The sequence below is a fragment of the Janthinobacterium sp. ROICE36 genome, assembly GCF_002869965.1.
GTDB lineage: Bacteria > Pseudomonadota > Gammaproteobacteria > Burkholderiales > Burkholderiaceae_D > Janthinobacterium.
Map to the genome: position 1 here is coordinate 1 of NZ_PEBS01000001.1, position 21,362 is coordinate 21,362.

The 21,362-nt window shown below is 64.7% G+C and carries 17 protein-coding genes; 7 read left to right on the forward strand and 10 right to left on the reverse strand.

What is annotated here, in order from left to right; genetic code table 11:
• Nucleotides 1-353: 353 nt before the first annotated feature.
• From CSZ94_RS00005 to CSZ94_RS00030, 6 genes are all read left to right on the forward strand, one after another.
• Nucleotides 354-1,274, forward strand: a complete 921-nt coding sequence (locus CSZ94_RS00005) for an AraC family transcriptional regulator (RefSeq protein ID WP_102119604.1) — start codon at nt 354-356, stop codon at nt 1,272-1,274.
• 118 nt (nt 1,275-1,392) lie between these two features.
• Complete coding sequence (locus CSZ94_RS00010) at nt 1,393-1,947, forward strand: carboxymuconolactone decarboxylase family protein (RefSeq protein WP_102119605.1); 555 nt, start codon at nt 1,393-1,395, stop codon at nt 1,945-1,947.
• A gap of 1 nt (nt 1,948) precedes the next feature.
• Nucleotides 1,949-3,028: an acyl-CoA dehydrogenase family protein gene (locus tag CSZ94_RS00015; protein ID WP_102119606.1), complete on the forward strand. Its 1,080-nt coding sequence runs from the start codon at nt 1,949-1,951 to the stop codon at nt 3,026-3,028.
• Nucleotides 3,025-3,825 carry an ABC transporter ATP-binding protein gene (locus CSZ94_RS00020; protein ID WP_102119607.1) on the forward strand — a complete coding sequence of 267 codons (801 nt, stop codon included), beginning with the start codon at nt 3,025-3,027 and terminating at the stop codon, nt 3,823-3,825. Before CSZ94_RS00015 ends, CSZ94_RS00020 begins: the two co-directional genes overlap by 4 nt.
• A 21-nt stretch (nt 3,826-3,846) precedes the next feature.
• A complete protein-coding gene (locus tag CSZ94_RS00025) occupies nt 3,847-5,091 on the forward strand; it encodes an ABC transporter substrate-binding protein (RefSeq protein ID WP_102119775.1) in 1,245 nt (414 codons plus the stop codon).
• A gap of 2 nt (nt 5,092-5,093) precedes the next feature.
• The gene (locus tag CSZ94_RS00030; RefSeq protein ID WP_102119608.1) at nt 5,094-5,858 is read left to right on the forward strand and encodes an ABC transporter permease; all 765 of its coding nucleotides are present in this window, start codon (nt 5,094-5,096) and stop codon (nt 5,856-5,858) included.
• Here CSZ94_RS00030 and CSZ94_RS00035 read toward each other — a convergent pair.
• From CSZ94_RS00035 to CSZ94_RS00060, 6 genes are all read right to left on the reverse strand, one after another.
• Nucleotides 5,848-6,597: a lysophospholipid acyltransferase family protein gene (locus tag CSZ94_RS00035; RefSeq protein ID WP_102119609.1), complete on the reverse strand. Its 750-nt coding sequence runs from the start codon at nt 6,595-6,597 to the stop codon at nt 5,848-5,850. The two genes, CSZ94_RS00030 and CSZ94_RS00035, sit on opposite strands and share 11 nt — an antisense overlap.
• Before the next feature lie 87 nt (nt 6,598-6,684).
• Entirely contained in the window at nt 6,685-7,986 is a 1,302-nt protein-coding gene (locus CSZ94_RS00040; RefSeq protein ID WP_102119610.1) for a dihydroorotase, read from the reverse strand.
• A gap of 24 nt (nt 7,987-8,010) precedes the next feature.
• The gene (locus tag CSZ94_RS00045; protein ID WP_034746695.1) at nt 8,011-8,976 is read right to left on the reverse strand and encodes an aspartate carbamoyltransferase catalytic subunit; all 966 of its coding nucleotides are present in this window, start codon (nt 8,974-8,976) and stop codon (nt 8,011-8,013) included.
• A complete protein-coding gene (gene pyrR, locus CSZ94_RS00050) occupies nt 8,969-9,493 on the reverse strand; it encodes a bifunctional pyr operon transcriptional regulator/uracil phosphoribosyltransferase PyrR (protein ID WP_102119611.1) in 525 nt (174 codons plus the stop codon). The genes CSZ94_RS00045 and pyrR overlap by 8 nt, the downstream gene beginning before the upstream one ends.
• 39 nt (nt 9,494-9,532) lie before the next feature.
• The gene (gene ruvX, locus CSZ94_RS00055) at nt 9,533-9,931 is read right to left on the reverse strand and encodes a Holliday junction resolvase RuvX (protein ID WP_180977300.1); all 399 of its coding nucleotides are present in this window, start codon (nt 9,929-9,931) and stop codon (nt 9,533-9,535) included.
• Nucleotides 9,928-10,530 (reverse strand): YqgE/AlgH family protein, encoded by a 603-nt coding sequence (locus CSZ94_RS00060; RefSeq protein WP_102119612.1) that lies wholly within the window; start codon nt 10,528-10,530, stop codon nt 9,928-9,930. The genes ruvX and CSZ94_RS00060 overlap by 4 nt, the downstream gene beginning before the upstream one ends.
• A 441-nt stretch (nt 10,531-10,971) precedes the next feature.
• Here CSZ94_RS00060 and CSZ94_RS00065 point away from each other — a divergent pair, with 441 nt between their 5' ends.
• A complete protein-coding gene (locus CSZ94_RS00065) occupies nt 10,972-12,435 on the forward strand; it encodes a cryptochrome/photolyase family protein (protein ID WP_102119613.1) in 1,464 nt (487 codons plus the stop codon).
• A gap of 36 nt (nt 12,436-12,471) precedes the next feature.
• On the opposite strand, the gene CSZ94_RS00070 is transcribed toward CSZ94_RS00065, so the two are convergent.
• From CSZ94_RS00070 to CSZ94_RS00085, 4 genes are all read right to left on the reverse strand, one after another.
• Entirely contained in the window at nt 12,472-13,116 is a 645-nt protein-coding gene (locus tag CSZ94_RS00070) for a hypothetical protein (protein ID WP_102119614.1), read from the reverse strand.
• A 29-nt stretch (nt 13,117-13,145) separates the two neighbouring features.
• Nucleotides 13,146-18,422, reverse strand: a complete 5,277-nt coding sequence (locus CSZ94_RS00075) for a hybrid sensor histidine kinase/response regulator (protein ID WP_180977301.1) — start codon at nt 18,420-18,422, stop codon at nt 13,146-13,148.
• 73 nt (nt 18,423-18,495) lie between these two features.
• On the reverse strand, nt 18,496-20,733 hold the full coding sequence (locus CSZ94_RS00080) for a methyl-accepting chemotaxis protein (protein WP_102119616.1): 2,238 nt from the start codon (nt 20,731-20,733) through the stop codon (nt 18,496-18,498).
• Complete coding sequence (locus CSZ94_RS00085) at nt 20,733-21,353, reverse strand: chemotaxis protein CheW (protein ID WP_308410522.1); 621 nt, start codon at nt 21,351-21,353, stop codon at nt 20,733-20,735. The genes CSZ94_RS00080 and CSZ94_RS00085 overlap by 1 nt, the downstream gene beginning before the upstream one ends.
• Nucleotides 21,354-21,362 lie beyond the last annotated feature (9 nt).

Here is a 21,362-nt window from a genome sequence, read left to right on the forward strand (position 1 = left end):
ACAAACCACGTTCACTTTCGCCGCTTACAACCTGACGCGCATGGCGACGATCTTTGGCTGGCGTTTATCGGCGGTGGTTGGATAACTCCGTCCATAGAGTACGGAAAGCGCTAAAAAATGTCAAAAAACGGCCTGAAAAGTGGCTGAAAACTGCTTTTTAGGAAAAATGCGGCTTCCAGCCCGAAAAATTCGCATGTCTGGCGACAAAATCCGAAGGACTGGGGTCCTTTTTCAACACCCTGCTAAGTGCCAAGTGCCAAGTGATACGCATGGCGTGCATATGCTTAGTCGAAATCGGTCGTTTGCCTTGCCGCCCAAGCGCCGTATGATGCAGCTTTTGCCTGTGCCATCCCATGCATCCTGATACCGACAAGCTGGCGCGCTGGCTGCTCGGCAGCCTGGAGCTCGACACCGCCGTCCTGCATGTGGGCCAGTACTGTGGCCGCTGGCGCGCCTCCACGGCGGGCCGGGAACTGGGCAGCTTTAACCTGGTGCTCGATGGCCACTGCTATTTGCATCTCGATGGCGCCGCGCCGATAGCGCTCGGCCCGCGCGATGGCGTCTTCCTGCTGCGCGACTTGCCCCACTTCCTCAGCCCCCACAGCGATCCGCTGCAGGCGGTGAGCGCGCAAGCCATGCTGCCGCTGCAATCGCCCACGGACCAGCCGGCGACGGCGCTGGCCTGCGGCTTCTTTCAATTTCGTGGCGCCCTTTGCGCGCTGATCGTCGACTCCTTCCCGCCATATCTGCTGATACGCGGCGACGCGCCCGCCTTCGGCGCCGCCGCCGCGCTGTTCGACCTGATACTGGCAGAGGCAGGCGGCGACCCGGAGCAACCGTCACCGCTCATCGCGCGCCTGGTCGAACTGCTGTTCTTTTACCTCATCCGCCATGTGGCGCAAGGCGAGCAGGTAGCAGCCGGCCTGCTGTCGCTGCTGCACCAACCCGCCTTTTCGCCGCTGCTCGAACGCATGCTCGACGCCCCCGCCGACGACTGGTCGATCGAGAACATGGCCAAGGCGGCCTGCATGTCGCGCGCCAGCTTCTGCAAGCATTTCGCCAACGCCAGCGGCCACTCGCCGGCCCAATTCCTGCTCCTGCTGCGCATGAAGATCGCCGCACGGCGCCTGCACGACGGCGTCTCCGTCGAACGCGCAGCCGAACTGGTGGGTTATCGTTCGCCCGCCGCCTTTACGCGCGCCTTCAAGCGGGTCACGGGCGAGCAACCGGGCGCCTACCGGCGCGACCAGCGCCAGCGTCAACTGGCCAGCTGACATCAAGGTTTGCGCAATCAAAGACGAACGAGCACAAAAGGACGACGCTGACGTCTGTTGCATGCACGGCATGGCCGATATAATGGCTGGGTGACTTACTAAACTAGCAAGGTACCCCATGTCCCGTCTGACGCTGCACACTCTCGATACCGCCCCGGCCGATAGCCGTCCCTTCGTGGAAAAGGCCATCGCCAACAACGGCTTCCTGCCCAACCTGATCGGCGTACTGGCCAACGCGCCACTGGCCCTGGAAACCTATCTGAGCGTATCGGGCATCAATGCGCGCGCCAGCCTGAGCCTGATGGAACGCGAAGTGGTGCAGATCACCGCCGCGCGCATCCATGGCTGCGATTTCTGCATCGCCGGCCATAGCGCCATTTCGCTGAAAAAAGCGGGCCAGACGCCCGATATCGTGCGCGCCCTGCAGCATGGCCAGCCGACCGGCGATACGAAGCTGGACGCCGTCGCCGCCTTCGCCACGGCCGTCATCGCCACGCGCGGCGCCGTCAGCGACGCCGACTATCAAGCCTTCCTGGCCGCCGGCTACAATGAACAGCAGGCGCTGGAAGTGGTGCTGGGCATCAGCCTGGCCACCCTGTGCAATTTTTCCAACAGCCTGGCCGGCACGCCCGTCAATCCGCAATTGACGCCCTACCTGCCTGGCGCGGTCTGACATGGGCCACCTCAATCACTGGCTGCACATGCATGCCGACCGGCTCGACCAATCGTCGGAACTGGCAGAAACTGTACTTCCCGCGCTGGCCGGCGACCAGCTGCTGGCCATCGGCGTGCCGCAGGAGCACGGCGGCGCGGGCGGCGACGTGCGCGACGCCATCGATGCCATCGCCAATGTGGCCGAGCAATCGGTAACGGCGGCCTTTGTCTTCTGGGGCCAGCGCTGCTTCATCGAATTCCTGCTGCAAAGCGAGAACCGCGCGCTGGCCGAGCGCCGCCTGCCCGGCCTGCTGGCGGGCACGCAGGCGGGCGCCAGCGGCCTGTCGAACGCCATGAAATTCTTGTCCGGCATCGAGCAGCTGCAAATCACGGGCGTGCGCCAGGATGACGGCTTGCTGGTCGACGGCGGCCTGGCCTGGGTGACGAACTTGCGCAAGGCGGGCTTTGTCGCGGCGGCCGCCGTGGCGCCGAACGACGGCGCGCCACCCGCCATCGTCGCCTTCGACAGCGGCACCCCAGGCGTGCAGCGCAGCGACGACCTGGAACTGGTCGCCCTGCGCGGCAGCAATACGGCCTCGGTCAAGCTGACGCAGGTGCACATCCCCGCTGCGGACATCATCAGCGACAATGCGCCAGCCTGGCTGCCGCAGGTGCGTCCCTCCTTCCTCGGCATGCAGTGCGGCCTGTCGATCGGCCTGGCGCGCGCCAGCCTGGCAAAGGCGGCGCAGATCTCGGCCGGCTCGCGCAACGCGCTCACGCCGCGCATCGAAGCGCTGCAAGTCACCCTGGAGGCGGCTGTTGCCACCTTGCTGGCCGGCGTGCACGATGGCCGCTTCAAGACGCAGGCGCCGGCCATGTTCCGCCTGCGCATACAACTGGCGGACGTGCTGCAGCAGGCTCTGATGCTGGAACTTCAGGCGATGGGCGGCCGCGCCTATCTGAACGCCGAACAGCAGGGCTTTGCCCGCCGCTGGCGCGAATCGTCGTTCATCCCCATCGTCACCCCCAGCCTGACGCAATTGCAATCAGCCTTGCAGCTGTTCGACAGCCAGCAGGCGGCAGCGGGAGCCCCGGCATGACGGTAGCAGTGGAAGCGCAAGACTGGGCGCTGCAGGCGCGCGATCTCAGCTACGCCTATCCGGGCACGGCGCCCGTGTTCCAGCATGTCTCGCTGGGCGTGCGCAAGCGCGAAATCGTCTGCCTGCTGGGCGGCAGTGGCTGCGGCAAATCGAGCCTGCTGCGCGTGCTGGCCGGCTTGCAGCCGCAATCCACGGGCGCGATCCAGTTTCTCGACGCCCCGATGCGCGAACCGGACCCGCGCAGCGCCCTCGTCTTCCAGCAGGCCAGCCTCTTGCCCTGGCTGAACGTCACGGGCAATGCCGGTTTCGGCCTGGACTTCAAGCACCAGCCGCAGCTCACGCGCGAAGCGCACCAGGCGCGCGTGGCGCAAGCCATCGAAGCGGTCGGTTTGAAGGGCCGCGAAAAGCTGTATCCATCCGCGCTGTCGGGCGGCATGGCGCAGCGCGTGGCGCTGGCCCGTGCGCTGGCGCGCGAACCGGAACTGCTATTCGCCGACGAACCGTTTTCCGCGCTCGACGCCATCACGCGCGCCGAGATGCAGTCGCTGCTGGTCGACGTGGTGCACCGCTGGCATACGGCCGTGCTGCTGGTCACGCACGATATCGATGAAGCCATCCTGGTGGCCGACCGCATCTTGCTGATGGGTGGCAAGCCCGGCAACATCGTGCGCGAGTGGCCCGTCGCCATCGCCCAGCCCAGAATCGGCCACAGCGCCGAAGTGATCGCCCTCAAGATGGACATTCTCGACGCCCTGCAGGCACTACAACAGCAAGACCAGGCCCACGCCGCACATTAATGCACCTTATTGGAACCCATCATGTCCCTCCCCAACGATAACAAACCCCTGCATATCTGCGCCTCCTCCGATTGCGACTGCGGCCTGACACGGCGCGACTTCCTGCGCATGTCGGCCCTGGCCACGGCCAGCGTCGCTTCGCCGCTGCTGTTCGCCGGCGACGCCATGGCCCAGCAAGGCCCGAAAGGCGACGACCAGCCGGTGAAAATCGGCTACCTGCCGATCACCGACGCCACCCCGCTGCTCGTCGCCCACGCCCGCAAGATGTTCGAGGCGGAAGGCTTGCAGGCGGAAACGCCGCGCCTGTTCCGCAGCTGGGCGCAGATCATCGAAGCCTTCGTGGCCGGCCAGGTCAACGTCATCCATTTACTGTCGCCCGCCACCCTGTGGGTGCGCTACGGTGCCAAGTTCCCCGCCAAAGTCGTCGCCTGGAACCACGTCAACGGCTCCGCGCTGACAGTGGCCAACGAAATCAACAAGGTCTCCGAGCTGGGCGGACGCACGGTCGCGATTCCATTCTGGTACTCGATCCACAACATCCTGCTGCAGCAAATCCTGACCTCGAATGGCCTGACCCCGGTCACGCGCGCGCGCAACGCGACCATCAAATCGAATGAAGTCAACCTGATCGTGCTGGCGCCGGCCGAAATGGTCTCGGCCCTGGCCAGCAAGTCGATCGCCGGCTACATCGTGGCCGAGCCGTTCAATGCGGCGGCGGAAAACGCCGGCATCGGCAAGATCCTGCGCTTCTCGGGCGACGTGTGGAAAAACCATGCGTGCTGCGTCACGTTCCTGTCGGAGCGCGACATCAACACGCGTCCCGAATGGGCGCAGAAGGTGACCAACGCCATCGTCAAGGCGCAGCTGTGGACGCGCTCGAACCAGGTCGACACGGCCAAGCTGCTGTCGAACGTGGGCGAGCACCGCTATACGCCGCATCCGCTGCAGGTACTGACCAAGGTACTGGCCACCACCGATTACGCGAGCTATGAAAAGCAGGGACTGATCGTGCACAAGAACTGGCAGCAGCGCCGCATCGACTTCCAGCCCTATCCGTTTGCCTCGTACACGGAAGAACTGGTGCGCGCCATCGGCCGCACCAAGGTCGAAGGCGATACGCGCTTCCTGGCCAAACTCGATCCGAAGTTTGCCGCGCGCGACCTGGTCGATGACCGCTTCGTGCGCAAGGCCATCACCGCCGTGGGCGGCCCGGCCGCCTTCGGCTTGCCGGCCAACCTGCTGCGCAGCGAAACCGTGGCGGTCTGACGATGGCAAAGAAGTTGTTCACGAAGTTCGGCCTGCCCCTGGTGGGGCTGGCCTGTGCCTTGCTGCTGTGGTCCATGGGCGTCACGGCGCTGGAAAAATCCACGCCCATCGCCACCGCCTTTGCGCCGCTGCCCACGGCGCTGGCGTTCCGGGAAATGCTGGGCGGTGCGGATATCTGGCTGCACGTGGTATTGAGCCTGCAAAGGGTAGCTGTCGGCCTGGGGCTGGCGATCATCATCGGCGTGCCGCTGGGCGTGCTGGTGGCCATGTCGAAAAGTTTTTCCGGCGCGGCCATGCCGCTGTTCCAGCTGCTGCGCATGATTTCGCCGCTATCATGGATGCCGATCGCCGTGATGGTGCTGGGCGTCGGCGACGCGCCCGTGTACTTCCTGCTGGCGTTTGCGGCCGTCTGGCCGATTTTGCTCAATACGGCGGCCGGCGTGGCGCGCCTCGATCCGAACTGGCTGCTGCTGGCGCGCAGCCTGTCGGCCACGCGCAGCGAGATCGTCTTCAAGGTGATTTTGCCGGGCATCACGGCCGATATTCTGACGGGCGTGCGCCTGGCCATCGGCATCATCTGGATCGTGCTGGTACCGGCGGAAATGCTGGGCGTCTCGGCCGGCCTCGGCTACTTCATCCTCGACACGCGCGACCGCCTTGCGTATTCGGAACTGATGGCTGCCATCGTGCTGATCGGGATTTTAGGTTTCATCCTCGACTACCTGGCACGCGCCGCCCACGCGCGCTGGCTGCACGTCAAGAATTAAGCTGGTCCAGCGGCAGCGCGGCGGCCACCGCCGCCTGCGTTGCCGCCGCCAGCTCACGCCGGTGTGCATCGTCCGTAGCGACGGAAGCCAGGCAAGTCAGGCGCGCCGTGATGGGCGGGCCGCTGAGGATCGCCACCATGCTTTGCGCAAAACTCATGTCGCCGATGAAGTCGACCGCGTGATGCAGCCGCCCCTCGCCATCCACATACACGAGCGCGAACGGCTGCACCGGCACTTGCGCATCGATGGCCGCCTCGAACAGGTTGGCATGAAACGGCAGGATCTGTCCTTGCGCGGCGGTGGTACCCTCGGGGAAGAACGCAATGCGCTCGCCCGCCGTCAACTTATCCACCAGACCCTGAAAAATCAGGCGCAGGTCACGCTTGCTGCCGCGCGAAATGAAGATGGTGCCGGCACGTCCCGCCAGCCAGCCAAGAATCGGCCAGGCGCGGATTTCCGCCTTGGCGACGAAACGACAGGGGTGGACGGCATTGATGACGAAGATGTCGAGCCACGAGACGTGGTTCGCCACCACCATCGCATGGTCGAGGGCCGGAATGCTGGCGGCCGGCTGCTCCACGTGCACGCCGCAGATGTCGAGCAGCTGCGTCGACCAGCGGCGGATGCGCCGGTTACGCCCCTCCAGGTCCAGCCAGGGAAAGAGCACGGCGCTCTTGGCCATGCCGCAGCCCAGGTGTATGGCGATGCGCGCGAGGCGGTAGGTAAGCAGAAGTTTCAAATCACACCAACAAATAAACCAGAACCGAAATCCGGGAGCAGACAAGGGATGCCGGGGCAGCGCGCCCCGGTCCATGGATCTGATTTTTTAACGCTGAAACGCCACCTGTCCAGCCACGATGGTCGCCTTGACGATGCCGCTCAGCTCATAGCCGAGGAAAGGCGTGTGCTTGCCCTGGCTGGCCAGCGATGCCGACGACACCGTCCAGCGCGCGGCCGGATCGAAGACGCAGATGTCGGCCGCTTCGCCCACGGCCAGGCTGCCGGCCGGGATGCCAGCGACACGCGCCGCGTCGGACGTGACCTTGGCCACGGCGCGCGCCAGCGGACGGGTACCGGCTTGCGGCTGCGCCAGCGCATAGTCGTCGGCCCATTTCAGGGCCAGCGACAGCAGCAGTTCCAGGCCCGTGGCACCCGGAGAGGCTTCGCCGAAGGGCAGCAGTTTTTCATCGTCGTCGACTGGCGTATGGTCCGAGCACATGGCGTCCACCGTGCCGTCGAACAGGCCGGCGCGGATCGCATCGCGGTCGCGCTGGCTGCGGAACGGCGGCGTGACGCGCGCGTTCGAATCGAAAAAGCCGATATCGGCGTCCGTCAGGTGCACATGGTGCACGCCCACGTCGCAGGTGACGGGCAAGCCTTCGGCCTTCGCAACGCGGATCAGTTCCAGGCCCGCCGCCGACGAGATGCGGCACAGGTGCACGCGCGCGCGGCTGGCGCGCATCAATTCAAAGATCGTGTGCAGGGCGATGGTTTCGGACATCACGGGCACGCCGGACAGGCCCAGGCGCGAGGCCAGCGGACCGCTGTGGGCGATGCCGCCACGGCCGATGTGCGGATCTTGCGGGCGCAGCCAGACCGTGTAGCCGAAGGTGTTCGCGTACTGCATGGCGCGCAGCAGCACGGTGGTGTCCTCGATCGGCTCTTCCGCCTGCGCGAAGCCGATGCAACCGGCTTCCGTCAGTTCCGCCATTTCCGTCAGCGACTTGCCTTTCAAGCCCATGGTCAGCGCGCCCAGCGGGTGCACGTGGGCCTTGTTCTGCGTCTTGGCGCGGTATTTCAGCATCTCCACCAGGCCCGGCTCATCTAACACCGGGTCGGTATCGGGCGGGCACACCAGGCTGGTGACGCCACCCTGCAGGGCCGCCTGCAATTCCGATTCCAGCGTCGCCTTGTATTCGTAACCCGGCTCGCGCAGGCGCGCGGACAGGTCGACCAGGCCGGGCGAAACTACCAGGCCGGCCGCGTCAAAGGTGGTGTCGGCGGCAAAGCCGGCGGGGGCGCTGCCCACGGCCAGCACTTTGCCGTCGGCGATAAACAGGTCTTGCAAGCCATCGATGCCGTTGGCAGGGTCGATCAGGTGGCCGTTCTTGATATGTAGTGTCGTCATGCTCGCTTACTCGTCCTTGGGCTATCAGCCCTGATTACCAGCCAAAATACTCATCACCGCCATGCGCACGGCGATACCGAACGTCACCTGCGGCAGGATCACCGCCTGCGGACCGTCGGCCACGGCCGAGTCGATCTCCACGCCGCGGTTCATCGGTCCCGGATGCATGACGATGGCGTCCGGTTTCGCCAGCGCCAGGCGCTCGGGCGTCAGGCCATAGCTCTTGAAATATTCCTGCGCCGATGGCAGCAGTGCACCGCTCATGCGTTCATTCTGCAGGCGCAGCATGATGATCACGTCCACGCCTTTCAAGCCTTCATCCATGTTGGTGAAGGTGCGCACGCCCATCTGTTCCAGGCCGCCCGGCAGCAAAGTGTGCGGGCCGATGGCGCGCACTTCCGGCACGCCCAAGGTGGTCAGCGCGTGGATGTCGGAACGGGCCACGCGGCTGTGCAGGATGTCGCCCACGATGGCCACCGTCAGGTTCGTGAAATCCTTCTTGTAGTGGCGGATCGTGTACATGTCGAGCAAACCCTGGGTCGGGTGCGCATGACGTCCGTCGCCCGCGTTGACGACGTGGACGTGCGGCTGCTTGGTGTCGATCAGGTGCTTGGCGATCAGGTAGGGCGCGCCCGACTGCGCGTGGCGCACGACGAACATGTCGGCATGCATGGCCGACAGATTGTCGATGGTGTCGAGCAGGGACTCGCCCTTGCTGGCCGACGAGGCCTGGATATTGAGGTTGATGACATCAGCCGACAGGCGCTTCGAGGCGATCTCGAAGGTGGTGCGGGTGCGCGTGGAGTTTTCAAAGAACAGGTTGAAAACGCTCTTGCCGCGCATCAGTGGCACCTTTTTCACATCGCGGTCGGAGATGCCGACGAAGGAGGAAGCGGTATCGAGGATGTGGTTGACGATAGACTTCGGCAAGCCTTCGATCGTCAGCAGATGTTGCAGTTCGCCGTGTTTATTCAGTTGCGGATTAAGCATGGTGGGTATCTAGGGTGAACGTGAATTTTCCATCGTCGGCTTGCTTCAGGACCAGGGCCTGGCCCGCCGGCACGGCAGTGAAGGCGGCCACGAAATCGGCGGCCACCGGCAACTGGCGCTCGCCGCGGTCGACCAGGGCGGCCAGCATGATCTTGGCCGGACGGCCATAGTCGAACAATTCATTGATGGCCGCGCGCGTGGTGCGGCCCGTGTACAGCACGTCGTCGACCAGCAGGATGGTGGCGCCGGCCACGTCAAAACTGATCTGCGTCGGCTTGACGTCGGCATGCAGCCCTTTCTGGGCGAAGTCGTCGCGGTAGAACGAGACGTCGAGCACGCCCAGGCGGCCCGGCAGGTTCAGGTCGCGCGCCAGACGTTCAGCCAGCCAGGCGCCACCCGAATGGATGCCGACGATAGCCACGTTGGGGATGCCCGCCAGGCCGCTCTGCACCTGCTGCAGCAAGACCGCGTACAGGGCCTCGGCGTCGAGTTGGGAAGGATTCGTAGGATGCGGCATAGAGTTCTTAATCATTCAGGATGGGAGGCTAAGGTCAGATTAATAATTCGCGTCGAAATACTGTTGCAGGATGATGGCGGCGGCGCGGTCGTCGATGACTTCGCCGCGCCTGGCGGCGATGACGGCAGAGGAATAACGTTCATCGACCAGTTCCACTGGCAGGTTGAAGCGGCCATGCACCTGGTTGGCGAAACGGCGGCAGCGCGCGCTCATGTCGTGTTCGGTACCATCCGGATGGCTGGGCAGGCCCACCACGATGCGGCTCGCGCCCCACTCCTTGATCAGGCTATCGATGGCGGCAAACTTCGGCTCATTCGCCGTGGCCGTGATCACGCTGAGCGGCTTGGCCTGGCAAATCATGCTATTGCCGATGGCCACGCCGATGCGTTTCAAACCGAAATCAAAGGCGAGGATGGTGTCGATGGCGTCACCGCTCATGCGTGGCCAGCCTCGCTGGCGAGCATGAGCGGGTCGATGCCCAGCAATTTGATGGCCGCCACGTAGCGCTGCTCGATGGGGAAGTCGAACAGGATGTCGGCCGAGGCGCCGACCGTCAGCCAGCCATTGCGGCCGATCTCGTCTTCCAGCTGGCCCGGGCTCCAGCCCGAATAGCCGATCGACACCAGCATGCGCTCGGGACCATCGCCCTTGGCGACGGCTTCGAGTACGTCGATCGAGGTGGTAAACGCGATTTCATCGGTCACCGTCAGCGACGAGGAATAATGCGCGCCCGGCGTATGCAGCACGAAGCCGCGGTCGTCCTGCACGGGGCCGCCGAACATGATCGGTTCGTTGATGATGGGCGTGTCGCTGCCGGCCGCCAGTTTCAGATCGATGCGGTCGAACAGCACTTCCATGGTCATGTCGGTGGGTTTGTTGATGACGACGCCCAGTACGCCGTTTTCATTATGTTCACAAACGTACACGACCGTGCCACCGAAGATCGGATCTTGCATGGCCGGCATCGCAATCAGGAAATGGTTGGCCAGATTCAGGGTGGAGGAACCGGTCGCGACCGGTTCTCCCACACCCTGCATCAAACGATGTCCTGGTAGAGAATGGTCGATTTTACTCTTTTTCATACGCGATGCTCTCTCTGTGGGCTTGCTGGCAAGTCTCGCTTACCCCGCTATCGTACGCCTGACGCACGCTGCCGCGAATATTGGACGGCGAGAAGCGTAATGCCAGGCGCTATTCTTGTTATATTATAAATTTTTTATACATTCGCTTAGCCATTCGGCTACTTCAGTACGCTTTGCAACTTGCGAAATATCAAACCTCGCCGCGCTTGCGAGCGCATTGCCATGTCAATTGTAAAATTGATTGCACAATCGCTGTCGCACATAAACCACCACGAACATAGCCGCTAGTTTACACTGAATTGCCGCTGCAGCGACGCCAAAGGCGCGACGCGCGCGGCCATAAAGCCCTGTTGGCGGCAAAAAATGGCCTATCTTTGACCCTGAACACGCAAAATAATGACAATCAAGACTACCCTGGTATGGTTCCGGCGCGATCTGCGCGCATTTGACCATGCTGCACTGCATCACGCCCTGCGCCAGAGCCAGGCCGTGCATTGTGTCTTCGTCTACGACACCACCATCCTGGCAGCGCTGCCGCGCCGCGACCGGCGGGTCGATTTCATCCATGCCAGCGTGGCCGAACTGGCCGACGAGCTGCGCCAGCTGGGTGGCGACCTGATCGTGCTGCACGCGGACGCCGCCGAGGCCATCCCGCGCCTGGCCGCCGAGCTGAACGCCGACGCCGTGTTTGCCAACCACGACTACGAGCCGCAAGCGATCGCCCGCGACGCCCGGGTGGCCGCCGCGCTCACGCACGAGGCGCGCCTGTGGTTCAGCTTTAAGGACCAGGTGATCTTTGAAAAGGACGAGGTGTTGACGCTCTCGGCCAAGCCATACACCGTCTACACGCCGTACAAGAATGCCTGGCTGAAGAAAATGCGCGCCGAACCCGGCTGCCTGGCGCCGCTCGATATCGAACCGCACGCAGCCACCCTCGCGCCGCCGCGCAGCGGCACGCCTGTCCCCCTGCCTACCTTGGGGGAGCTGGGTTTCGACACCAGTAACCTGGCCGAACTGGCCATTCCCACGGGCATGTCAGGCGCCAGTATGCTGTTCGAGGATTTTTTACCGCGCGTGACCCGCTATGACGTGGCGCGCGATTTTCCTGCCCTGAAGGGGCCGTCCTACCTGTCCATGCATCTGCGCTTCGGCACCGTATCGCTGCGCTACCTGGTGCGCACCGTGGTCGACCTGATGGACCGGGGCAGCGGCGGCGATGGCGCGCCCGTGTGGCTGGCTGAATTGATCTGGCGCGATTTCTACGCCATGATTTTGTACCAGAACCCGCATGTGGAAGGCGGCGCCTTCAAACCGGCCTACGACGCCATCGCCTGGGAAACCGGCCCCGAAGCCGATGCCGCATTTGCGGCCTGGTGCGAGGGGCGCACCGGCTATCCGCTGGTGGACGCGGCCATGGCGCAGCTGAACCAGACGGGCTATATGCACAACCGCCTGCGCATGGTCACGGCCTGCTTCCTGATCAAGGATCTGGGCATCGACTGGCGCCGCGGCGAAGCGTATTTCGCGCTGCACCTGAATGACTTCGACCTGGCGTCGAACAACGGCGGCTGGCAATGGGCCTCCTCGTCCGGCTGCGATGCGCAACCCTATTTCCGCATCTTCAACCCGATCACGCAATCGGAAAAATTCGATGCGAACGGTCGCTTCATCCGCCGCTACCTGCCGCAACTGAAGGCGCTGGGCGACAAGGAAATCCACGCGCCCTGGCTGGTGCCACGCATGCTGCTCGAGCAAAAAGACATCGAGCTGGGGCGCGATTATCCGGAACCGCTGATACAGCACGACTCCGCGCGCAAAGAGACCCTGGAGCGCTATGAAGTGGTCAAAGTGGTGAAATAAGACAGGAAGCGGCGAGGCCGGGCACCGCTGCCGCGTTCAATGCGCATCGCCTGTCGTGAACGCCGTCCAGACCGACCGCCAGGCGCCGTGCGGAAGTTTCGCCTGCATGGAAAGGGACAGTCCTCCCGTTCCCAGCGGCTCACCTGGCCGCCATGGCAGATTGTCGAGCTTATTGTCCAGTTTATTGTCCAAACTCAGCGCCCGCGCCCTGCCCACATCGACATTGATCCTATCCCTGGTGTCGTAGCCGACTTCCAGGATGGGATGCAGCACCCTCCCCATACCTGTCAAATACAAGGTATCGACATGGACATCGGGTTTATCAAAACGTTCATACAGCCTCGTCGCGGCAGAGTTGAATCCCTTGCCCATGGCGATGCCGATGGTGGCCGGGCCATCGCACCCCAGCAGCGCGGCGAGTGCCCAGTAGTCATGATCGGCAGTGAGCAGCCTCGCCAGGCAGCGTTCTATCCATGCTGACTCATCGGCTCGGAACGCATGCCAGTAGGGCTTCAGCGAGTTTTGCAGGTAGCCCACTTCATGTAGCGCCCCGACGAGGTTGATTTGCCTGTCGACAGAGCCGATATCCTGCAACAGATGGGCGGCGGCTGCGGCAAGCGCATGCTCACCTTTGACCATGGCTTTGTCTTCAAGTTTTTTCAGTTTGGCGTGCATGCTCATTATTTTCCTGGCGCGACGATGCACGCCCGTTATCGTTGTCGAGGTGTTTCGGAAGCAGACTCCGTTTGCAAGCGCTGCACTTCCGCCAGCAATTCCTCTTCCTGGAACGGCTTGCCGAAATACGCATTCACACCCAGTTCAAACGCGTGCGCGCGGTGCTTGTCGGCGCTGCGCGAGGTGATCATGATGACGGGAATGGCGCGCGTCTTGTCATCGCTACGCACATTGCGCGTCAGGTCAAAACCATCCATGCGCGGCATCTCCACGTCAACCAGCAGCAGGGCCGGCATGGCAGCCGGTTCCAATGCATGCAGCTGCTCCAGTGCCTCGACGCCATCTTTTGCCAGCAGTACCTGGTAGCCTTCACGCTCGAACAAACGCTGCATCACGCGGCGCACCGTCAGCGAATCGTCGACCACCATCACGCGCACGGCTGGCACGGCCAGTGCGCTGGAGGCGGCATGCTGTTCGCTGCTGGCCAGCGCATATTGCGACAGCAATTCCGGATGATGTTCCAGGTGCTGCGCCAGCGCCACCGGATTAAGAATCAGCACGATATCGCCCGTGCCCAGCACCGTGGCGCCGGCGATGCCCGGCATGCGCGCCAGCTGCGGCCCTACATGCTTGACCACGACCTCGCGGTTGCCCACCACGTCATCGACCTGCAGCGCCAGCCTGTCATTGCCATTCCTCAGCAGCAGCACAGGCGCATAGCGCTGCGTGGCCTGCGCCGCCGGTGTCTCGCCCAGCATGGCCGACAGGTGGTGCAGCGCCAGCGACTGCCCGTGCGACTCGATGCGCCCGGCCGCCCGCACCTGCTCCAACTGCTCGCCTTTCAGGTGCAGCACCTGCTCCACCAGCACTGATGGCAAGGCATACGTCTTGCCGTTCGCCGCCAGCAGCACCACTTGCGTCACGGCCAGGGTCAGCGGCAAGTGGATGGTAAAACGCATGCCCAGTCCGGCCTGCGTCAGCGTTTCCACGCGCCCGCCCAGGGCCAGCGCTTCGGAGCGCACGATGTCCATGCCAAAACCGCGCCCGGCCAGTTCCGTCAGGCTGTCGGCGGTGGAAAAACCGGGCGTGAAAATCAGCTCGGCCGCCTGCGCGTCGGTCAAGGGCGCGTCCGTCGCCACCAGGCCGGCGCCGTGCGCCTTGGCGCGGATGCGTTCCAGGTCCAGCCCCGCGCCATCGTCGGAAAAGGCGATCGCCACTTCATTGCCCTGCTGGCTGACCTGTACCAGCAACTCGCCCGTCTCGCTCTTGCCTGCGGCCAGGCGCGCCTCGCGCGGCTCGACGCCGTGCACGATGGCGTTGCGCAACAGGTGCTCGAACGGCGCGGCCATGCGTTCGAGCACGCTGCGGTCGATTTCCACGCCACCGCCGCGAATATCGAGGTTGACGCGCTTGTCGACTTCCTTGGCGCTTTGCCGCGCCACGCGGAACAGGCGTTCGGCAATGCTGGCAAACGGCACCATGCGGATCTGCATCAGGTCGCGCTGCAGCTCCCGCGTCAGGCGCGCCTGCAGCACCAGGTCGTCCGTCACCGCGTCGACGCTGTGACTGAGGTTTTCATGGAACGAGGCCACGTCGTTGACGCTTTCAGCCATCATGCGCGTCAGTTCCTGCAAGCGCGTGAAGCGGTCGAATTCAAGCGGATCGAATTCGCGCTCGCTGCCGACAGCCATGCGCGAGGCGATCTGCGATTCGGCCTGCATTTCCACTTCGCGCAGTTGGCGGCGCAAGCGCGCGAGGTTGTCGGAAAACTCGGACAGCGAGGCGCCCAGCACGCCAACTTCATTTTCCATCTTCGACCGCGTAATCGACACTTCGCCCGCCTGGTTCACCAGACGGTCGAGGATATCGGCGCGCACCCGCACCAGCGCCGCCTTCGGTTCGGCCGCCGGCGTGTCTTCCATGCCTGGCAAGGGCAGCAAGGGCTGCTGCAACTGTTCGAACAGGTGCAGCGCATGGTCGTAGTGGGCCAGCAATTCATCGAAAGCCTGCGGCGTGGCGGTGCCTGCGTGCAGCATGTTTTCGATATGCGTCTCGATTTCATGCGCATGCTGGCCCAGGCGCATGGCGCCGGCCATGCGCGCGCTGCCTTTGACGGTATGCAGGGTGCGCAGCAGCATCTGCGCCTGGCCGCTGTCGTGCGGTTGCTGTTGCCAGCTGCGCAGCGCCTCGCCGATCTGCGGCAGCAGGTCGGCGCCCTCCTCCAGGAAGACGGATAATAAATCGAGGTCGAGTTCATCGCTGATGCCGGCGCTCGCCGCCAGCAGCGCGACAGCATCGGCCGGCATGATGGCCGGCGCCAGCGCTTCCGGCTCCACGTGCTCCAGCGGCGGCGCGTGCTCGAAGCCGGCGTCGAACAGGTCGTCGCTGGCGCCACTGTCCGGCGTCGGCGCCAGCGCGGCCGGCTGCAGCGCATCGGCGACGATGCTCGCATACGTCGCCTCGAACAAGGTCTCGAGCTGCGCCGCAGGGATCTCGGCCAAGGCGTTGGCCTGCGCTTCGGCAGGCTGCGCCGGCGTGCCGACGATACTGGCGTAAGCGGCCGCAAACAGGGCGTCGAGCTGGTCTTCCTTGCCTGCGCCTGGCACCGCCGTCAAGGCGCGCCACAGGGTGTTGAGCGCTTCGATCATGTCCGGCTGCGATGGCGCCAGGTCGCCCAGCGCAAACGCCTGCAGCATTTGCGCGATGCGCTGCGTAGCCTGTTCCAGCACGTCATGCTGCTCGGCGCACAGGCCGGCCAGCGGCGGCACCACCGTCTCGATCACCGTCTCGATCGCATGCGCCAGGTCGCGCAAGGATTGGAAGCCGACCGTGCCGGACGTTCCCGCCAGGGTATGCACGGCTTGCAGCGCCTCCGCGCTGACGGCACGCTGCTCATGGCGCCATTCGCCGAAGTCGCGCGTCAGCACGCGCAGCAATTCATCCGTCTCGGCCAGGTAGATGTTGTACAAGGGTAGGCTGATGCGCAGTGCACCGACGTGCTTGAGGTGATCGTCAGGCGCTTCGTGCGCGGCGGGCGCCGTGGCGGACGGAAAGCCGATCACATTGCCATTGCTGGCCACCGCAGCAGCCGGGCGCAGCTTGCGCAGTTCGAACGGACCGCCTTCGCGCACGCGTTCGGCCGCCGCCAGCAACATGCCGGCCTCGCGCTCGCGCCCTGCGCCGCCGTCCAGTTCGGCCACCCACTCGCTGAGCTGGTACCAGCCGTAATTGAGCAGGGTGAACAAATCGTCGCTGGCAGGGCGCGTCTCGGCCAGCCAGGTATTCATGACACGCTCGATGGCACCGGCGGCCTCGGCAAACTGCGCCAGGCCGATCATGCGGCTGCTGCCTTTGAGGGTATGGAACGAGCGGCGCAGCATGGCCAGGTGGTCGCCGCTGGCGGCCTGCTCGCGCGGCAGGGCCAGCGTGGTATCGACAAAGGCCAGCACTTCGCGCGCTTCGGCGATGAAGATGTCGAGCATCTGCGCGTCGACATCGGTCACTGCCGGCGCAGCATCCACCCCGGCAGGCGCGACGGGCGCCAGGGCCTGGTCGAGCAAGGGTACCGGCACGACACCGGCGGCGGCGACTTTTTCAAATGGCAGGGCGCGGAAGGTAGCGGCGGCGGCATCGAAATGGAAACGCCCGCTGGCCGCTTGCGCGTTGCGGCCCAGCATATCAACAAAAAAGCCCAGCGCACTGACATTTTGTGCGATCTCGTCGAGCGCCTCCGCATTGGCGTCACCACCGGCCAGCTGCTGCACGGCCGCGTCGACCTGCCGCACGGCGGCGCGGGCATCTTCCTGTCCCAGTCCCGCCAGTTGCTGCTGCAACTGCCCCAGCAAGGGTGCGACGCTATCCAGGCTCCCCGCCACGCCACGCGAGGCATCCGCGTAATAAGCGTTGAGCACCTGCTCCACCTGGCGCAGGCCCGTCTTCATGTCCTCGGCCAGCGCGGCGACGATCTGGCCCTGCTCGATCTGGCGCGACAACTCGCCCGCCGTGATGGGCGGTGGTGCTTCGCCAGCGAGCAGCGCCTGCAGGCGCGCGGCGATGGTTTCCGCATTGCCGGCAAAATCGTCGGGCAGGCGGCGCACCTGCTCCAGCCCCGTGTCAGCGAACAGCAGCGCCATGCCGATTTCATTGTCCAGGGCCGCACTGCGCCCGCTGACGACGGCTTGCCGCGCCACGGCCGCGCATTCGCGTAGCAGGCTGGCCAGCGCCGGCTGTTTCAGGATGTCGGTCTGCGTCGCCACCTGCTGCAAGGACTGTTCGAATGCGTCGCCCAGGGCGGGATCAAGGTCGGCTTGCGCCAGACGGCTCCAGCTGGCGCGCGCCTGCGCCAATGCCGTGCGCGCGCCTTGCAAGGCATCCTGGTCGACCTGGCCGTAGCGCCGCGCTTCCACGTCGGCGGGCACCTGCCCCTCCAGCGCGAAAGCGGCACGCAGCTGGCGCGCCTCCGGCGTCGGCTCGGCGGCGGCAGCGATGAAGAACAAAGCGTCGCGCAGCATCGATGCGGGCAGGCTGGCCGTGCCCTGCGCCAGGCGGCGCAATTGCAGATTGATCAGGCCGAACAACTGTTTGACGTTGAGCGTGCCCATGCCCTCGCCGCTGGCCGCCAGTCCCGCAAACGCCTGCATGGCGAACCAGAAGGTACGTGCCGGCGCTTCTTGCTGCGCGTCCGCCACCATGCTCAGGGTGGCGTGCAAGTCGCTCGCGTGCTGGCGCCGCGTCGCATCATCCGGCGCTTTCAGGAAGGGCAGCAAAGACTTTTCAAAGCGCCCGCGCCAGGCCGGATAATCGGCCACCAAGGAAGCGTCCGCCAGCGCGATGGCATGCCCTTCCAGCATCGATGCAGGCGGAAAAAACAGGTCGGCCGGATGACTGCGTTCGGCGCCCAGCATGGCTTGCAAGTCGCGGTAATAAGGGAACAAACGCGTCGGCTGCGGCGGCGTGCCGGCCACCAGGTCTTCCAGGTATTCGATCAGGGCCTGATACAGCCCGGCGACGATCTGCGCATGGTCGAGCGTGTATTCCAGGCTACCGTCGCGAAAGCGCGTCAGTGCCTGTTCGGCGCCATCCGTCAGCAGGCTGGCACCGGCCACGTCCACCATCACCAGCGCGCCATGCGCCTGGCGCAGGTGCGAGCGTGCATGCTGCAGTGCCGTGGCGCGTTCCTCGCGCTCGCGACCACCCGCTTCGAACAGCGCCGTTTTCGAGCGGCCCAGCGCCTCGCGGATTTCCACCATCACCCACGACAGGGGTTCGCTGTCGAACGGCTTGGACTGCTGCGGACTATCAGGTGTGCTCATGCATGCCTCGGTAAAGAAATCGTAGCGCAAAAATCGGTACGCACAACACGCCGCGTCTGGAATGGCGCGGCGTTCAGGCGGCGACGCGGAAGCGCGACACCGAGTTTTTCAGTTCCTGCGCCAGCATCGACAACTTGTGGATCGACTGCGCCGTTTGCTGCGTGCCGTCCTGGGTCTGCTGCGTCACGCTCAGGATATGCTGGATATTCAAGGCCACGCCGCTGGCCGAGCCGGCCTGCGTGCCGGTGGCAAACGAGATGCCCTGGATCAGTTCAGCCAGGTGTTTCGACACCTGGCTGATGTCGTTCAAGGCAGCGCCGGCTGCGTCGGACAGGTGTGCGCCCTCGACCACGCCCTGCGTGGATTTTTCCATCGCGCGGGTGGCGTCCTGGGTGTCGGCCTGGATGGTGCGCACCAGCGCACCGATCTGCTTGGCGGCGGCGGCCGAGCGTTCGGCCAGGCGCTGCACTTCCTCGGCGACGACCGAGAAGCCGCGGCCCGCCTCGCCGGCCGAGGCGGCCTGGATGGCGGCGTTCAGCGCCAGCACGTTGGTCTGCTCGGTGATGTCGGAAATGAGCTCGGTGATTTCGCCGATTTCCTGCGACGATTCGCCCAGGCGCTTGATGCGCTTGGACGTATCCTGGATCTGCTCGCGGATTTCATGCATGCCCTTGATGGCGTTTTCCACCGCCGTCGCGCCCTGCTGCGCCGCCGCCACCGACTGACGCGCCACGTCGGCCGAGACACTGGCCGACTTCGACACGTCGGTAATCGCATTGGCCATTTTGACCACGGTGGCACTGACGCCCTGAATTTCGCGCGACTGCTGCTGCGAAGCGATCAGGAGCTTGCTGGAGATGCCTTGCGCCTGCGTCGAGGCGCGGTTGACCTGCTCGGCCGTCGCCGTCACCCTCCCCACCAGGCCGCGCAATTCCTCGACCGTGTAGTTGACGGAATCGGCGATGGCGCCCGTGATATCCTCCGACACGGTGGCCTGCACCGTCAGGTCGCCGTCAGCGACCTTCTGCAATTCGTTCATCAGGCGCAGGATGGCCGCCTGGTTCTGCTCATTCTTGGCCTTGGCCTGCGCTTCCTTTTCCTGCGACAGCAGGCGCAGGATTTCCGCTTCCTGGCGCCGCCGCTCGGCGTCGCGCGTGCGGTTGACGGAGTCCTGCAGCAGCACGCGGCCGATACCGGCCGCCGCGATCAGGGTCAGCAACACGCCGCCGACCATCATCCAGAAGGCCATGCCCAGCGTTTCCTGGTTCACGTGGTACATCTGCAGCAGCAGGGTCAAGCGCTGGCGCAGGTCTTCGTTCTCGTTGAAGATCAGCTGTTCGGCGCTCTTGGCCGAACTGAATTTATCCAGCCGGTCGAGTATCGACGAGACCAGTTTCTGGTAAGTGTCGAAACTGCCTTTCAGCGCCACCAGCCGGTCGCGCAATTCGGCGTCGCGCGTGGGCGCCAATTGCAGCGCCACACTGCCGTTGAGCAAGCCTTCGACGGCGGTACGGAAATACGTCGTGTCGCGCCCCAGCGAAAATGCCGTTTCCGAACTGATGCTGCCCGACGACAGAAACTCGCTGGCACTGCGACTCATGCGCTGGCTCAGCATCATCAGGCGGCCGATGACGGCCAGGTCGCGCGCGTTGCCGCCGTGCTGTACCTTGAGCACCGCGATTTCCTCCGTCTGCGCCAGCAGCGCCGGCGACAGCGCGTTCAATTGCTGCAAGGTCTTGTCGAATTCGCCCAGCTCCGTTTTCAGGCGCAAGATGGTGCTGGCCGCACGGTCGCTGCTGGCCCACTTCTTGCGCGCGTCGGCCACCGCCGCCAGCAGGCCGGAACGCGACTCGCCGATATCGCGCCCGTGATATGTCCCGCCGCGCAGCATCAGGCGAAAATCCTGGTTCAGTTCATTGCGGCTTTCCTCAAGCTGGCGGAAGGCTTCCGGATTGCCTTGCACGGCATTCGGCGCAGCCTTGCCGATGCGCTGAGAATGCATCAGCGCGTCGCTGGCCAGCTGCGTCTGCGCCGAGGCGATATTGCCGCTACGCGTGTTGAGGCCGACGAACAGCAGGCTGGCGGCCAGGCTCAGGGCCATCACCGTCGACAGGATGCTCAATTGCTTTTGCAGCGGCAAATGGCCGATCAGCGGCAGCTTCAAGTCGCTGACCGGTGCCTTGGCCAGCGACTTGCGCCGTCCCAGCGCGTCGCGCAGGCGCAGCGGCAGGTCGGCCGCCGATGCCGGTGCATCTGCGGCGTGCTGCGCTTCGGGCATGCCGGCGGCCAGAATGGGGGAATGGGCGCCCATCAGCAAATATCCTTGTGTGCGGCCAGGCCGCCAAAGCCGGCATCGAGGAAGCGTTCCGATTGCGCCAGCTGCGCCAGGTCCAGGCGCAGCCACTGCTGCCCTTCGCTGTCGCGCAGCGCCTGCGCCGCCCAGGATGGTGGCGCATCCGGCAACGGTATGGATTGCAGCGTACGCAGCTGGCGCAAGCCCAGTACGCGCTCGACCAGCACAGCGCAATTGAGGCCCAGGCGGGGAGAAAACGTGATGATGCGGCAGTGATTGCCAGGTACGCAAGACGGTTCGCCCATGTAGCGGGCCAGGTCGACGACGCCCGTCAGGCGTCCACGCATGGCCGCCAGGCCCAGATACCAGTCCTGCGCCAGCGGCACGCCCTGGATCTGCACGCCGGTAGCAATGACGATTTCACCGAGCTGCGTCAGGTCTAGCAGGCACGGCCGGCCACCGAGCATCACGCCCAGTTCCTTGCGCGCTGCCAGCGCGCCGCTGCGCGCGGCCTGTATCCGCTCGATCAATTGCAACTGATACTGGCGCAAGCGCCCCTGCCGCGCGCCCGTCTCGAAGGATGGCATGGCGGCAGCGGCAGGCGGGAAGGCCGCTGTAGAAACGCCGTGACCTGGCATCGTTTGCAT